A 12919-nucleotide genomic window follows, 5' to 3' on the forward strand; every position below is an offset into this window, starting at 1 on the left:
CGTCGAGGCCCTTGAGCATTCCGCGGTACTCCTCGATATCGCCCAATGCACCGTAAATCATCTAAATCCCCTCTCGGATCGTTTCTTTGGCGGCTACTCGGCAAACGCGTTGCCAAAGCTGTTGCCACCCGCATACGTCTCGACCAGGGTAAGGTCGGGAATGAACACGACAGTATCGGCGTCGCGCCCCGGCATAATGCTACCGCACTTGTCGTTGGCTCTAGCCACAAGCAAACAACCGATGCCAGAGCCGACGCCCAAGTTCTTACAGCTCGGCCACGATAACGCCGTTGTAAACCTCGTCCCAACGGTCCATGACCAGATGACCGGTCATGGGATCCATGGCATTGAGCTTGCCGCAGGTGTTGGCGGTCCGCAGCACCGTCTCGTCGTCCGCGCCGGCAGCGATGGCATGCGCGAAACCGGCGATAGTGGAGTCGCCGGAACCCGTAGCGTTAACGGCAGGAATATCGGGGGTCTTGGCACGGAACGCACGTCCGTTGTGGAAGCCCACGGAGCCGGCAGCGCCCATGGACACGACGACCCAGGGGATATCGGAGAAGCGGGCGTCAGAGGCGAGCGCAGCACGGAGCTCGTCCACATCGTCGGTGGTAAAGCTCGTGCCCAGAAGGCCGTTGATCTCGGTTAGGTTAGGCTTGACCAGCTCGGGCTTGACCTCGGACTTGAGGGCAGCCTCAAGCGAAGCGCCCGAGGTATCGAGCAGCACCTTGGCGCCGGCGTTCTCGGCAATGCCCGTAATCTTGGCATAGTAGTCCGCCTCGACGCCGCGGGGCAGCGAACCCGAAATAGTGACGACGTCGGCCTTGCTCGCAAGCTCGGTAAACTTGGCGGTAAAGGCATCCAGCTCCTCGGGGGCAATCGTCGGGCCGCTCTCGAGCAGCTCGGTCTGGTTGCCGGCGTGGAGAATGTTGAGGCAAATGCGAGTCTCGCCCTTGATGGGCACAAAGTCGTTGTTAATACCGTTGGCATCCATAAGCTCTGCCATATAGGCGCCCATATGGCCACCGAGCAGACCGGTTGCCACAACGTCGTCGCCCAGCTGGCCCAGCACACGGGCCACGTTGAGACCCTTGCCGCCGGCGGTCTTTTCGGGCGTCACACGGTTGACGTCGTCGATAATGAGCTCATCGAGCTGATAGCGCGTATCGACAGACGGGTTCATCGTAACGGTGAGGATCATTTTAGCTCCTTATCTCGCGGGCTCCTTGTGCCTCGCGATACGAGTCGACAAAACGGAATTACAGAATCTCAATCGTGAACGAGCGAACGACAGTCTCCTTGGGCTTGGCGACAAGGCAGCCGCGCTTATGCTCAAGTACGTCGTCCTCATCGGAGCAGGTCGAAAGGCCGCCCCAGGGCTCAACTGCCACAAAATCGCCCTCGGGCTTACTCCACACGATGAGGTACGGGAAACCCTCAAAACTCAAGCGAACGCCCTTGTCCTCGCCCTTCTTGGAAAGCGTGACCTGACGACTCTCGAGCACGTCAAAGATGGTCTCCGCAAAATCGAAGAGCTCATGCGACAGGGGCAGCGTCTTTCCCACCATGGGATTCTTTGAACGGTTAGCTACATCAATCAAGCCAGTCGAGGGTACGGCGGTGCAAAGCTCCGCAGCCTCGTCTTTCTCGAAGCGCAACTCGTAGTCCGTATAGGCCTCGCCCTCGTCGAGCGGGCACCTAAAGCCGGGGTGTCCACCGATAAAGAACGGCATGTCCTCGGTGCCCTCGTTGGTCACCTCATAGGAAACGCGCACGGCAGCGTCCTCGAGCGTATAACGAGCGACAAGCTTAAACGGGTAGGGATAATCTCTCAGCAGCGCGGCGTTATCCTCCGAAGCCAGGCACATAGCCAGCTCGTTTGCGCTTTGGCTCAGCAGCTTCCACTCCTGTTTGCGCGCAAACCCGTGGCGAGCGAGCTTTACATGATGCCCGGCAAACGTCATGGCGCTGCCATCGCGCAGGCCTCCGCAAATCGGGAAGCAAATCGGTGCCTGGCCGGACCACACGGCGGGATCGCCCTGCCACAAGTACTCGCGGCCTCCGGCCTCAATCGAGGTAAACGAACCACCAGCCGTGGACACCTTAATAGAAATCGAATCGTTGGAGAGAGCGTATTCCATTGCCCATCCTGTCGAACAACTGCTTTTGCTCGCAAGTATCCGTCTCGGCCCTGACCAAAGGACAAACCCGCACGCTCAACGATGTGTCCGGTATCCCAGCCATGCAACGGGGTACCATACAGACATTGATGCAATTACAGCTGGAAGGCCTTCTTATGCGAACCATCATCCTCTACGCCTCGCGCCATCACGGCAATACGAAAAAGCTCGTGGACGCCATCGTCGAGGCACACCCCGAGATCGATACCCTCGACGTCAAGGCGCTCGGCAAAAACGAGTATCCCAACCTGCACGAATATCATCTGATCGGTGTCGCCACGGGCATCTATTACTCCGAGATCGACAAGGATATGGCACGCGTGCTCACTAACGTGCTGCAGCCGCAGGACAAGGTGTTTGGCCTTATGACCTACGGTGGCAAAAACAAGTGGTATGGCAAGGATATCGACGGCATCTGCCGCATGAGGCAGGCCATCTTTATGGGTGTCTACGGCTGCCCCGGCTTTGATACGTGGGGGCCGTTCAAACTCGCCGGCGGTGTCCAAAAGGGACACCCGACCGCTGAGGAAATTAAGGGCGCCGTCGACTTCTTCGACAAGATCGAAGACGAGTATGGCGACATCATCGTCGAAGAGTACGCCAAGCGCGAGAAGCGCCTCGCATACGAGAAGGAGCATCCTGCAGGAGGCCTGGTGGCCGGCGTTAAGCGCACGGTAAAGAAGATCGCTAACAAGCTGTAACTGTGAAGGTACTTTTGAGCGTTTAACCCATGCGGCGGGTCCGAGCAGATTCGGGCCCGCCGTCTTTTTCTATCGTTACTCGGTAAAGGCGTTACCGACGCTCTGACCGCCAACATACGTCTCGACGAGGGTGAGCTCATGGTCGAACACGACAAAGTCGGCGTCGCGACCCGGCATGATGCTGCCGCACTTATCCTCGATGTGTACGGAGCGTGCCGGCACCTCGGTTGCCATGCGAATTGCGATATCGGCACTGGCGATGCCCCAGTCGACGATGTTCTTGACGCCCTGTGCGAGCGTGAGCACCGAGCCGGCAATGCTCTTGCCGTCGGCGAGCCAGCACAGGTTGTCCTTCATGATGACGTCCATGCCGCCACTGGTATAGCTGCCCTCGGGCATGCCGCCACAACCCAGGCAGTCGGTGATGAGCACCGTATGCTGCCAGCCCTTTGCCTGCAGCAGCGCCTTGATAGCGCCAGGGTTTACGTGCTTGCCGTCACAGATGATCTCGGCGTAGGTCTCGGGCGTGGACATGGCAGCACCCACAACACCGGGCTCACGGTGATGCAGTCCGCGCTGGCCGTTATAGGTATGCGTAAAGCAGCTGGCACCGGCGTTGATGGCGGCGATGCACTCATCGTAGGTGGCGTCGGAGTGACCGATGCAGGTCACGACGTCCTTTGCGCTCAGAGCCGCGGCGTAAGCGGCGGCGCCGTCACGCTCGGCCGCCATGGCGCTCTTGACGATTCGACCGCCCGCAGCCTCCTGCCACTGATCGAAGACCTCCTCGGAGGGATCGATAAGATAAGCGGGGTTCTGCGCGCCCACGTGCTTCATGGTAAAGAACGGACCCTCCAGGTAGATGCCCTGAATGCGAGCACCGCAGAACTCAGGTCCGCGCTCCTCGTCCGCCTGAGCGATGGCGGCACAGGCGTCCTTGATCTGCTCGACGCCATCGGTGAACGTCGTGGGCAGCCAGCTGGTGGTACCGCGACGGGCGAGCTCGGTCGAGCTGATATCGATGCCCTCGGGATCGTTATCGGTAGTCGAATGGTTATAGAAGCCATGGATGTGGGTGTCGACCATGCCCGGCGCGATCCACGATCCCGTGTAGTCCTTGATCTCGCAGGAGGGCTCGTCGGCCTGCCAAGCGCCAAAGACGCCGTCCTCGATCATAAGATAGCCGCCTTGTTGCGGGCCTGCCGGCAAGAAGAACTTGTCAGCCTTAATTGCGTACGTGCTCATATGTACTCCTTACTTCTAAAGCAGTTAACTGTGGTGATGTTTATACCCAGCTCACGTAAAACAAAAAGCGCCCGCCCGCCGTTATGAGCGGACGGGCGCCCTTACAGGGGGACGCGATTAAGCGGTGAAGGGGTGAATCGTCACGCCCTTGACCACGCGGTTGACCGTGCCGGTGGGGCTCGGCGTGTCGGGCGTGTTGCCCACGCGCACGGAGTTAAGCAGGCTGATAGCCTGGGCAAACATCACGAACGGCAGAGCAAGGTAGCCCTCGGGAAGTGCCTCGTAACCCTTAAAGGTGAAGGACTCACCCTCGTAGACAGTAGCGCCATCCTGCTGAACGGCAACGGTGTGCTGAGCAATATCGTCGCCACCGATCTCATTGAGGATGTCGATGTCGTACTGACGGGTGTAGGCGTCGTTGTTGACGAACACGAACACGAGGGTCTTGTCGTCGACGAAGGACTTGGGTCCGTGACGATAGCCCATGGAGGTGTCATAGGAAGTAGCGACCAGACCGTGAGCGAGCTCGAGGATCTTGAGCTGGCTCTCCTGGGCAAGGCCACCGAAGGAGCCAGAACCCAAGTAGGTCACGCGGTTGAAGTCTCCAGCGAGGTAATCGGCGATCTCGGGCTCACGGGAGATAACCTCCTCGCCCATCTTGGCAATCGTCTCGACCCACTCGGCCTTCTGCTCGTCAGAGGCAGTGTCGAAAATAAGGGTGGCGAGCAGGGTCATGCAGGAATAAGAACCGGTCATGGCGAAGCCCTTGTCGTTGGCGCGCGGAATGAGCAGCGTCAGCGCGTTGGGATCATCGGCAGACTCGACGGCGAGCTTGCCCTCGGGAGCGCAGGTGATGTTGAGGAATTTGACGTTGTGGACAAGCTCCTTGGCAACGGCAACGGCGGCAAGGCTCTCGGGGCTGTTGCCAGAGCGGGCAAAGGAAACCACGAGCGTGGGATCCTCGGCACGCAGGAAGTCGCGCGGGGCGCTCACGATGTCGGTCGTGGCAATGGGCTTAAAGTCGTAGAAATTAGTGTTGCCAGCGTGACGCAGGTACGGGGCGCAGGTATCGCCAACGTAGTCAGACGTACCGGCACCGGTGAAGACAACGGACAGACGGCCCTCGCCCATAGCGCGAGCCTCGGCCAGAAAGGCCTCGATGGCCTCCTTGTTCTCACGATAGATGTTGAGCGTATCACGCCAAAGCTCGGGCTGCTGAGCAATCTCGGCCGTGGTGATCTGGGCGCCGAGCTCGGTGAGCTCCTCGACACTCTTCTCGAACATTTCTCATACCTCTTTCTTTACTAAATTGTCTGATATATAAAGACTTAATCTGAAAAGTTAAATCGGATAGTAGTCATAGGCTGTTTTTCTTTCGTTAGCACTCGTATCCGATCACAGAGCATCTCGATAATGAGAAATCCTGTACTTAAATTTGTCCGCACGAGCCACCGAAAGCGTGAACTCGACAACATCATTTTGGGTGTTGTGAGTAGTTCGGACTATGTCCAGAACTGGCGCACCTTCACCAATACCTAGAAGCCGAGCATCACATGGACGTGCTATACCCGCAGAGAACTCCTCATCCGCTACTCGAATTTTCTGCTGATAATCCCGCTCAATGACATCGTAAAGGGGCTTCTGTTCGAGTAGAGGACGCTTGAGAGAAATAAAGAGCCTTGCTGGAAGATAGCTACGCTCAACCATCATAGGTATACCATCTGCCATCCGTAAACGTTTGAGCTTTAATACCTTTTCACCCAAACGAATCCCCATTTGCATCGAGAGCGTTTTATCTGCTTCCATTTCACAGAACTCTAAGATGGTTGTTTCTGGCAGCCGGCCCATCGCTTTCATTTGTTCAGTAAAACTGTACGATTGGGTAAGATTTGTTGCTTGGGCTAGTCGATCGGCAACAAACGTACCGCGACCTTGTTTTCGCACGATCCGACCAAGATACTCAAGTTCCTGAATTGCAAGTCGGACAGTCGATCGCGATAGCCCGTAACGTTCGGCAAGTTCACGTTCGGACGGAATCAAATCACCTGGCTGATATTCATTATCAATTTTCTCGATCAGAATATCTACGAGCTGATCGTATAGCGGTTGCCTGTGCCTCTTGCACGTCATGATATTCTCCACGTAATTAGCAATTGACCAATACTTCAGCCTTCAGGTAATGCATCAACATGTCCCAAAAATAGGCTAATAGCGACACTACATCTCATCGTCTTCATCAACGTCAGCAATCTCGAGTTTCTTGAGATCGACTCCCTCACGACCAACAACCCGTGCGCGTTCGGCAAGTTCATCAAGCGTTGGATCTCCAAACGCACGCGTCATAACGAGCTCCACCAACATAGGCAGATTTGTTCCGGTGACAACGGTCACGTTATCGAGCTCAGTCGTCATTGGGATAGCTTGATTGAACGGAGTACCGCCAAGCAAATCAACAAACACCAATACGCCATCACAAGCTTGACGCATCTCGGCAATGCAGGTTCGCAAATCATCACCAAAAGTAACCGCCTCCGAGCCCGCAAAAGGAACTACCTCAAAATTAGGCTGTTCGCCGGCAACCATATCCACAGCGCTTTTCAAACCAGTTGCAAACTGACCGTGACCAGTTAGTACAAATCCAATCATTCTATCTACCTTTCTACCGTTCGCTTTCTCTAGTCAAAGAACCCCTCAAAAGGGCTCTTACGACCACTGCATCATTAAAGTTTAGTGAGTATTTTGTTTTATCGTGGGAGGTCTGTGAGCATCTCTAAGCTGTTTTTCAAGGTTGCGATATCTAAGTGCTTCGCCCTTGTTCCCGCTGCTCTCATATTGATATGAAAGCAGCAGATAGAGCTTTCCGCGTAACCCAAGGTCGTTCGTGTCCAGCATAGCTTCCATCTCATCGATCTTATCATGCCGACGGCGAAAGACTATGTCGTAGGTCAATTGACTGTCCGCCAAAATGCCCTTCGACACGATGGGGCGCATCTCTTCCAACATGGACGCCGCCCGCTTCCGGTCACCCGTCTTGATATAGAAATTAAAGGCGCGAACCGCAAGCTGGCGACGTTGCTTATCGCTGCACGACATCTCCAGCAAGTGGTCAAGCATTCGATCTGCATATGCGTCCATATCAGCAGCTTCATAGATCGTGAAACGCAGGTAATACTGCTTATACGTAGACATTACTATACGCGCAAGTTTGCGATCGAGCAGGTCTATGCAATCTTGGTATAAGCCCAAGTTAAACAATACCTGCAATTTCATATCGAAGTATTTTTTCGCTCCTTCGGTCACAGCGAAATAAGCCACGACAACACAAATGAACAGGACGATCCAAAATGGCATTGCACTATATTCCCTTCAAGGCGGCCTTAAGGAATTAATCGAACACGATGACTGCATAACCGCCTATGAACAGCGGTGCCCAACAAAACAAAAGAGGCGCACACTCCAGGGGATATGGCGATAAAGTCGCCTTGGAGGTGTGCGCCACGTCTCAATTGAGGCTCAAATGCCGTGACAATATGAGGTACTTAGCCCTTGCAAATGATACCGAATGCACCCAAGGCAATGGACAGAACCAAGACGATAAAGATGGCCTTCGTCGAGGTCATGCCCTTCTTTCCGAGGAGCCAGTATACGAAGCCGACGAGTGCGGCAGGAACCAGCTTGGGGCAAATCATATTGCAGATGTTCTGCAAGTCAACGGTAACGCCGCCGATAACAGGTTTCGCTGCAATAACGATACCGACATTGGTTGCGACCAGAGCACCGACCATAAAGACACCCATTACGGAGGCCGCGTCGGTCAACGCGTTCAAGCGATCGCTCATGGTGGTGACGAGCTTCATACCCTGCTCATACGCCATGTGGGTCTGCTTGCAGCGGAACCAGTCAACAAGAATGTTAACGGCGACCCAGATGAAGATACCCAAGGGGTTGCCGTTCATGGCCATATTGGCAGCCAGGGCGCCGAAAATGGTCGGGAGCAGCGAACCGAAGATGGAATCGCCGATGGAAGCCAGCGGTCCCATGAGACCAGTCTTGAGACCGGCAACAGCCTCGAGGCCCTCAATGCCCTCCTCTTCCTCGATCGCCAAATCGATACCGGTGATGATCGTGTTGAGGAAGTTTGAGGTGTTGAAGAACGGTGCGCACTGGGCGCGGCAGGCTTCCTTTAGCTCCGGTGTGCCGTCGCCGTACAGCTTGCGCAGTGTGGGCAGGATAATCCAGAGATAACCAGAGTGTTGCATGCGCTCGTAGTTCCAACCATCCTGGAAACCAAGCAGGTTACGACGGTTGATCTGCGCAAGGTCGTCCTTGGTAATCTTGTAGCCAGTGGTGCCATTGGCGAGTTTCTCATTAGAGCTCATCGTCGTCGTCTCCCTCCGCAGCGCCAGCAGCAGCGACGGGACGCTGGTTGTTCTTGTAGTACAGCAAAGACAGAGCAAAGCCAATAATAGCGATCGCCAGCATCGACATGTTATTGAACATACCGACCATATCCACGGCGCCCTTACCAAGTGCGGCGTTCACAGCGACGATGTTGGTGTTGAGGTTAATGATGCTCGTGAAGGCCGTACCAAACAGGGCGGCGATTACAAAGCCGAGCAGCAGGTAGGCGACGTGCTTTTTGACTGGCAGGTAACGGAGCAGGATGGCGAAGCCAACGGCGGGCAAGGCACCGCCAGCAACAGACAGACCGTCACCCAGCCACTTCAAGTCGCCGTTAAGGGCGGTGGTGATGCCCTCGACCAAGCCCTGGCCAAATGCGAGAGCCAGGAAGACCGGAATCATGCGGGACAACATCCAGGAAACGGCACCGAGCAAGTAGTGTACGTTGTAGGCGCCCCAGTTCATCTTCTCGATATCGGCATCGCACATGTGACCGAAGAACGTGTTGGCGAAACGACCGGCGATATCAGTGTAAACGAGAATGGCAGCGACAGGTACGCCGATGGCGGCAAGAGCCGTCTCGGGATTCATGCCCGCGCCCACGGCAAAGGCAGTGGCGACCAGAGTGCCGGAGTTGGCATCGATACGAGAGGCGCCGCCAAAGGTGCCAACGCCCAGGACGGTGAGCTGCATGCTGCCGCCGATAAACAGGCCAGTCTGTAGGTCACCCATAATCAAACCGGTAATCATACCAGAGAAGACGGCTGAGCCGGCACAGGTGTACCAGTTCAGCTCATCCAGAATCTGATAACCCGCATACAGGGTTAACAGAAGAATCTGCCACCAAGCAATCATGGTTAACTCCTTATTTAAGGTGTAACAGTTTCTACAATACCAATACGCTTATATAAACCGCGCATCCCCCTTCACGGCCTAGCGTTAATTCGACTAGAGCGTGAAAGCCTCTGGGTTATCCTGAGGCGTCAGCTGAATGACAATAGGAAGATTATCGGCCTTGAGTTTGGCAAATGCATCAAGGTCCCCCTGGTCGCAACTAATGTTGCGAGACAGCTTCTTGACCGGCTCCATTGTCGTCATATTACCGACGATGAGCTGCTCAAGCTTAACACCTTGCTCCAAAAGTCGAACGTAGACCTCAGGCTTTTTCGCAACAATAAAGAGACGTTGCGCATCATATTTGCCAGCAGTGATGTTGGCAGCGGCCTTGTCGACAGGAAGCACGGACAACTTCACAGTTGCCGGGCAAGCCATGCGAAGAACCTGCTTTTGGGTAGCATCTTGCGATACCTCGTCGTCAACTACCATGAAGCGGCTTACCTGACGGGCGTTAGACCAAAGGTTTGCCACCTGTCCGTGAATCAAGCGAAAGTCGATTCGTGCGCCTACAATCATTTCTACTCAACTCCTTCTTGTTCAAGTGTACGGATAACGGGCTCAGAGCGAAGGGAGATTTTCGCATCATACACGCCCTCTGTTTCGAACATAACGAGCTCATTGGTACCAGGGTGCAATAAACCGTGCGGAACATAGAGCGTCATGATGGGACCCTTATCCCAAAAACGTCCGACATTCGTTCCGTTTACGAATGCCACACCCTTTCCAAAACCCGTAGTGTCGATAAAGGTATCAGCCGGCTCAGATATATCAAACTTTGCGCGGTAAAAAGAAGGTTGCCCCTCTACCCAGCCGGCGGAATAATCAAGATTATCGATGTTATCGAGTGGCAGACAACGCATCTCCCAACCGGTAACGAAGTGAAGATCAACGCAAACTCCTGTCCTAATGCCCTTATGCTGCGTATCAGCGAGCAATTTGTGACCATAATTGACGCGACCCATATCCTCGGTCAGAACATCCAGGCGGTTTTGTTCACAGGGAAGAACGCAGTGAATATCTTCCCCGATGTGCTCCTGATACTGCGTCGCCACTTTGTCACCGTTCACAAACACCTGTGCACGGTCGCGGGCGTCAATAACCCGAATACGCTCTTCATCTGCACGGTCACGCTCGACAGTCGTGGTATATAACGTATATCCATACGACTGACCCATCTCTTCCATGGGCATAGGATATTGGGCTTCAATCGGCTCCGAAAGAATATCGAGCACATTAAAGAGACTTACGCGCTCACTAACCGAAATATCGGGCATGGAAAACGTCTTTTTTGTTAAGGGCTTGCTTTGCGCGATATCGGGATACAGCTCGTGAACTGTCCTTTGAATTGCGAAGTATTTCTCGGTCGGGTTGCCCTGTTCGTCCAATGGAGCATCGTAGTCATATGATGTCACCTGGTGCAGGTCGTGCGTATGGCGTGCAGAACATCCGTTCATAAATCCAAAGTTGGTGCCTCCATGAAACATGTAGAGGTTTAAAGATCCTCCAAGCTCGAGCACCTCGCGAACGCAAGAGGCAAGATCTTCGGGATCGCGTCTGATGACGTTCTCCCCATAGCGATTGAACCAGCCGTCCCACAACTCCATGCACATAAGAGGCCATTGTTTTCCATGCTCCTTGTGAAAAGCAGAAAGAGCCTCAAAGTTCTCCTTTGCATGAGAACCAAAGTTGCCGGTGCACAACACGTCATCGTCGATGAGCGTACCGGCACGAAGGCACCCACGCCACGGACCATCGGAAGTACAAAGGGGAACGGAAACCCCACGCTCGACCATAAGGCGACGAATCGCGCGAAGATAGTCTTTATCCTCGCAATATGATCCATACTCGTTTTCAACCTGCATCATGATGATGTTTCCGCCCTTGTCAATCTGACGCGAAACGAGTATCGGCATGAGATGGTCGTAGTAATGCGCAACGTGAGCAAGAAATTTGGGGTCGCTGCTACGCGGCCTCATATCATGTTGGCGCAGCAGCCATGCTGGCATGCCGCCAAATTCCCATTCTGCACAAATAAACGGAGAGGGCCGAACAATTGCATACAGACCGAGTGATGCTGCCTCATCAAGAAATGCTGCCAAATCGATTGAGCCAGAAAAATCGAAGACGCCAGGCTTTGGCTCATGAAGATTCCACGGTACATACGTTTCGACCGTATTAAACCCAAGAGCCTTAAGGTTATAGAGCGAGTGGTGCCAGTCGCTCGGATGAACACGCATATAGTGAATCGCCCCCGACAAGATGGTGAACGGCTCATCATCGAGTAGGAATTGATTGGTGATCTTAAACGAATGCATGCTACTCCCGATCTTCGTGCTCCGCGACGCGTATGCCGGTTCCTTGATCCTCAGCTAAACGCCTTGCCTATTATGGACGCATTGACGCAATTATGTAGCGAGAATCTGAAGTGGTCCGTAAACGGTAACCAAATGACGATGAACGGCTTTAATGAACAAAATATAAACCCGCTGGTAAATTACTTTTTAACTATAGGTATATAACGATTCTATATTTGAAAGGTGGTATGTACCAGCTATCCACTATTTCATACTAGTTACAATTATGCTTCAATCGCATTTCCTCAAATGCTTATCTACTTTGGATTCACCTAGATGAGCATTAGAGATCTGTTGCCTTCCTATTTCCAAGACTGAAAATATCCAGAATCGAACCAGACTTTCTTACGGCTGACTCAACGCGTTCGACGACTCGTTAATACAGCAGAGCATTAATGGAGCCGGGTTTGTCACTGGGTAGATTGCGAACTTCCATTTTCACGCCAAGCGCTTGCAGCTCTCTGAGAGCCGCGACATCTGCATCGCCTATGGCGACTGCTGGCGTTGCGGGACGCTTGCCCTCCCCTGCCTGCATATGGCCGATGCTGATCTTGGTGATCGGCACACCGCCCTTAACCAGCGCTAGTGCATCCGCGGGCGACGCCACCATGATGAGAATCCATTGGCGCGGCGTTGCGGTATGAATGATGTCGACGGTCCTTTGCACCGAGAAAAACCGCGTCCACATACCCTCGGGCTCCGCGACCCTCATAGGCGCCCACTTGCGCGAATCCGCCGCGATCTCATCATTGACGATTAGGACAAGGTTGGAACCCACGGTCTCGTTCCACAGCTCGACGTCTTGCCCGTAAATAAACCGGTCATCGATGTGCGTGAGAAGGATCTTGGGTTGAGCCATGGCTGCCCCATTCTGTTTGAGACCCATACGAGCGGGACGTCGGCCACCAACCCAACAGCAGGTCAAGCGCCAGATGGACGCCGCAGACATCGCGTCTCCGATATTAGTGCATTTAAAGTGAGAAAAGCCGTCAGAGCACTTGCGCGGATTTGCGATGTCCCGTATCAGAGTCAGCCGTTGACGCCTCAGCTGCGTCACCACATGGCCGCCAGCGTAGCTCAGTTGGTAGAGCACCGCTCTCGTAAAGCGGGGGTCACCGGTTCGAGCCCGGTCGCTGGCTCC

General features: G+C 54.3%; 14 protein-coding genes and 1 tRNA gene. 2 read left to right on the forward strand and 13 right to left on the reverse strand.

Annotation, left to right across the window (positions count from 1 at the left end; all coding sequences use genetic code 11):
- Positions 1 to 93: 93 nt before the first annotated feature.
- The 3 genes from ACTQZF_RS08880 to ACTQZF_RS08890 are packed head-to-tail and all read right to left on the reverse strand — an operon-like array spanning position 94 to position 2141.
- Complete coding sequence (locus ACTQZF_RS08880) at positions 94 to 228, reverse strand: hypothetical protein (RefSeq protein ID WP_441555083.1); 135 nt, start codon at positions 226 to 228, stop codon at positions 94 to 96.
- Positions 229 to 265: 37 nt separating this feature from the next.
- Entirely contained in the window at positions 266 to 1201 is a 936-nt protein-coding gene (locus ACTQZF_RS08885; RefSeq protein ID WP_441555084.1) for a hexose kinase, read from the reverse strand.
- Positions 1202 to 1259: 58 nt separating this feature from the next.
- Complete coding sequence (locus tag ACTQZF_RS08890; protein WP_441555085.1) at positions 1260 to 2141, reverse strand: aldose 1-epimerase family protein; 882 nt, start codon at positions 2139 to 2141, stop codon at positions 1260 to 1262.
- A 128-nt stretch (positions 2142 to 2269) separates the two neighbouring features.
- On the opposite strand from ACTQZF_RS08890, the gene ACTQZF_RS08895 reads away from it, so the two are divergent.
- Entirely contained in the window at positions 2270 to 2881 is a 612-nt protein-coding gene (locus ACTQZF_RS08895; RefSeq protein ID WP_441555086.1) for a hypothetical protein, read from the forward strand.
- 75 nt (positions 2882 to 2956) lie between these two features.
- On the opposite strand, the gene nagA is transcribed toward ACTQZF_RS08895, so the two are convergent.
- From nagA to ACTQZF_RS08945, 10 genes are all read right to left on the reverse strand, one after another.
- Positions 2957 to 4126 (reverse strand): N-acetylglucosamine-6-phosphate deacetylase, encoded by a 1170-nt coding sequence (gene nagA, locus ACTQZF_RS08900; protein ID WP_441555087.1) that lies wholly within the window; start codon positions 4124 to 4126, stop codon positions 2957 to 2959.
- 117 nt (positions 4127 to 4243) lie between these two features.
- A complete protein-coding gene (locus ACTQZF_RS08905) occupies positions 4244 to 5410 on the reverse strand; it encodes an SIS domain-containing protein (protein WP_441555088.1) in 1167 nt (388 codons plus the stop codon).
- 111 nt (positions 5411 to 5521) lie between these two features.
- Positions 5522 to 6256, reverse strand: coding sequence for a GntR family transcriptional regulator (locus ACTQZF_RS08910; protein ID WP_441555089.1), 735 nt, complete (start codon positions 6254 to 6256; stop codon positions 5522 to 5524).
- A gap of 87 nt (positions 6257 to 6343) precedes the next feature.
- Positions 6344 to 6772: a PTS sugar transporter subunit IIA gene (locus ACTQZF_RS08915; protein WP_349070422.1), complete on the reverse strand. Its 429-nt coding sequence runs from the start codon at positions 6770 to 6772 to the stop codon at positions 6344 to 6346.
- Between the two features lie 81 nt (positions 6773 to 6853).
- On the reverse strand, positions 6854 to 7477 hold the full coding sequence (locus tag ACTQZF_RS08920) for a hypothetical protein (protein ID WP_349070423.1): 624 nt from the start codon (positions 7475 to 7477) through the stop codon (positions 6854 to 6856).
- Positions 7478 to 7665: 188 nt separating this feature from the next.
- On the reverse strand, positions 7666 to 8505 hold the full coding sequence (locus tag ACTQZF_RS08925; protein WP_006236265.1) for a PTS system mannose/fructose/sorbose family transporter subunit IID: 840 nt from the start codon (positions 8503 to 8505) through the stop codon (positions 7666 to 7668).
- The gene (locus ACTQZF_RS08930; protein WP_271743207.1) at positions 8495 to 9382 is read right to left on the reverse strand and encodes a PTS mannose/fructose/sorbose/N-acetylgalactosamine transporter subunit IIC; all 888 of its coding nucleotides are present in this window, start codon (positions 9380 to 9382) and stop codon (positions 8495 to 8497) included. The genes ACTQZF_RS08925 and ACTQZF_RS08930 overlap by 11 nt, the downstream gene beginning before the upstream one ends.
- A 93-nt stretch (positions 9383 to 9475) precedes the next feature.
- Entirely contained in the window at positions 9476 to 9940 is a 465-nt protein-coding gene (locus ACTQZF_RS08935; protein ID WP_271743206.1) for a PTS sugar transporter subunit IIB, read from the reverse strand.
- Positions 9941 to 9942: 2 nt separating this feature from the next.
- Positions 9943 to 11739 (reverse strand): beta-galactosidase, encoded by a 1797-nt coding sequence (locus ACTQZF_RS08940; protein ID WP_441555090.1) that lies wholly within the window; start codon positions 11737 to 11739, stop codon positions 9943 to 9945.
- A 415-nt stretch (positions 11740 to 12154) separates the two neighbouring features.
- Positions 12155 to 12637 (reverse strand): PTS system mannose/fructose/N-acetylgalactosamine-transporter subunit IIB, encoded by a 483-nt coding sequence (locus tag ACTQZF_RS08945; RefSeq protein ID WP_441555091.1) that lies wholly within the window; start codon positions 12635 to 12637, stop codon positions 12155 to 12157.
- Positions 12638 to 12844: 207 nt separating this feature from the next.
- Here ACTQZF_RS08945 and ACTQZF_RS08950 point away from each other — a divergent pair.
- Positions 12845 to 12917: transfer RNA gene (locus tag ACTQZF_RS08950), tRNA-Thr, on the forward strand.
- The last annotated feature ends 2 nt before the right edge of the window (positions 12918 to 12919 follow it).

It is taken from the genome of Collinsella sp. LCP19S3_H3, assembly GCF_052119145.1.
Classification (GTDB): Bacteria; Actinomycetota; Coriobacteriia; order Coriobacteriales; family Coriobacteriaceae; genus Collinsella.

Bases quoted from the DNA above. Each gene is read 5' to 3' on its own strand.
- ACTQZF_RS08885 (WP_441555084.1), bottom strand. From the start codon at position 1,201: ATGATCCTCACCGTTACGATGAACCCGTCTGTCGATACGCGCTATCAG.
- ACTQZF_RS08890 (WP_441555085.1), bottom strand. From the start codon at position 2,141: ATGGAATACGCTCTCTCCAACGATTCGATTTCTATTAAGGTGTCCACG.
- ACTQZF_RS08895 (WP_441555086.1), top strand. From the start codon at position 2,270: ATGCAATTACAGCTGGAAGGCCTTCTTATGCGAACCATCATCCTCTAC.
- nagA (WP_441555087.1), bottom strand. From the start codon at position 4,126: ATGAGCACGTACGCAATTAAGGCTGACAAGTTCTTCTTGCCGGCAGGC.
- ACTQZF_RS08905 (WP_441555088.1), bottom strand. From the start codon at position 5,410: ATGTTCGAGAAGAGTGTCGAGGAGCTCACCGAGCTCGGCGCCCAGATC.
- ACTQZF_RS08910 (WP_441555089.1), bottom strand. From the start codon at position 6,256: ATGACGTGCAAGAGGCACAGGCAACCGCTATACGATCAGCTCGTAGAT.
- ACTQZF_RS08915 (WP_349070422.1), bottom strand. From the start codon at position 6,772: ATGATTGGATTTGTACTAACTGGTCACGGTCAGTTTGCAACTGGTTTG.
- ACTQZF_RS08920 (WP_349070423.1), bottom strand. From the start codon at position 7,477: ATGCCATTTTGGATCGTCCTGTTCATTTGTGTTGTCGTGGCTTATTTC.
- ACTQZF_RS08925 (WP_006236265.1), bottom strand. From the start codon at position 8,505: ATGAGCTCTAATGAGAAACTCGCCAATGGCACCACTGGCTACAAGATT.
- ACTQZF_RS08930 (WP_271743207.1), bottom strand. From the start codon at position 9,382: ATGATTGCTTGGTGGCAGATTCTTCTGTTAACCCTGTATGCGGGTTAT.
- ACTQZF_RS08935 (WP_271743206.1), bottom strand. From the start codon at position 9,940: ATGATTGTAGGCGCACGAATCGACTTTCGCTTGATTCACGGACAGGTG.
- ACTQZF_RS08940 (WP_441555090.1), bottom strand. From the start codon at position 11,739: ATGCATTCGTTTAAGATCACCAATCAATTCCTACTCGATGATGAGCCG.
- ACTQZF_RS08945 (WP_441555091.1), bottom strand. From the start codon at position 12,637: ATGGCTCAACCCAAGATCCTTCTCACGCACATCGATGACCGGTTTATT.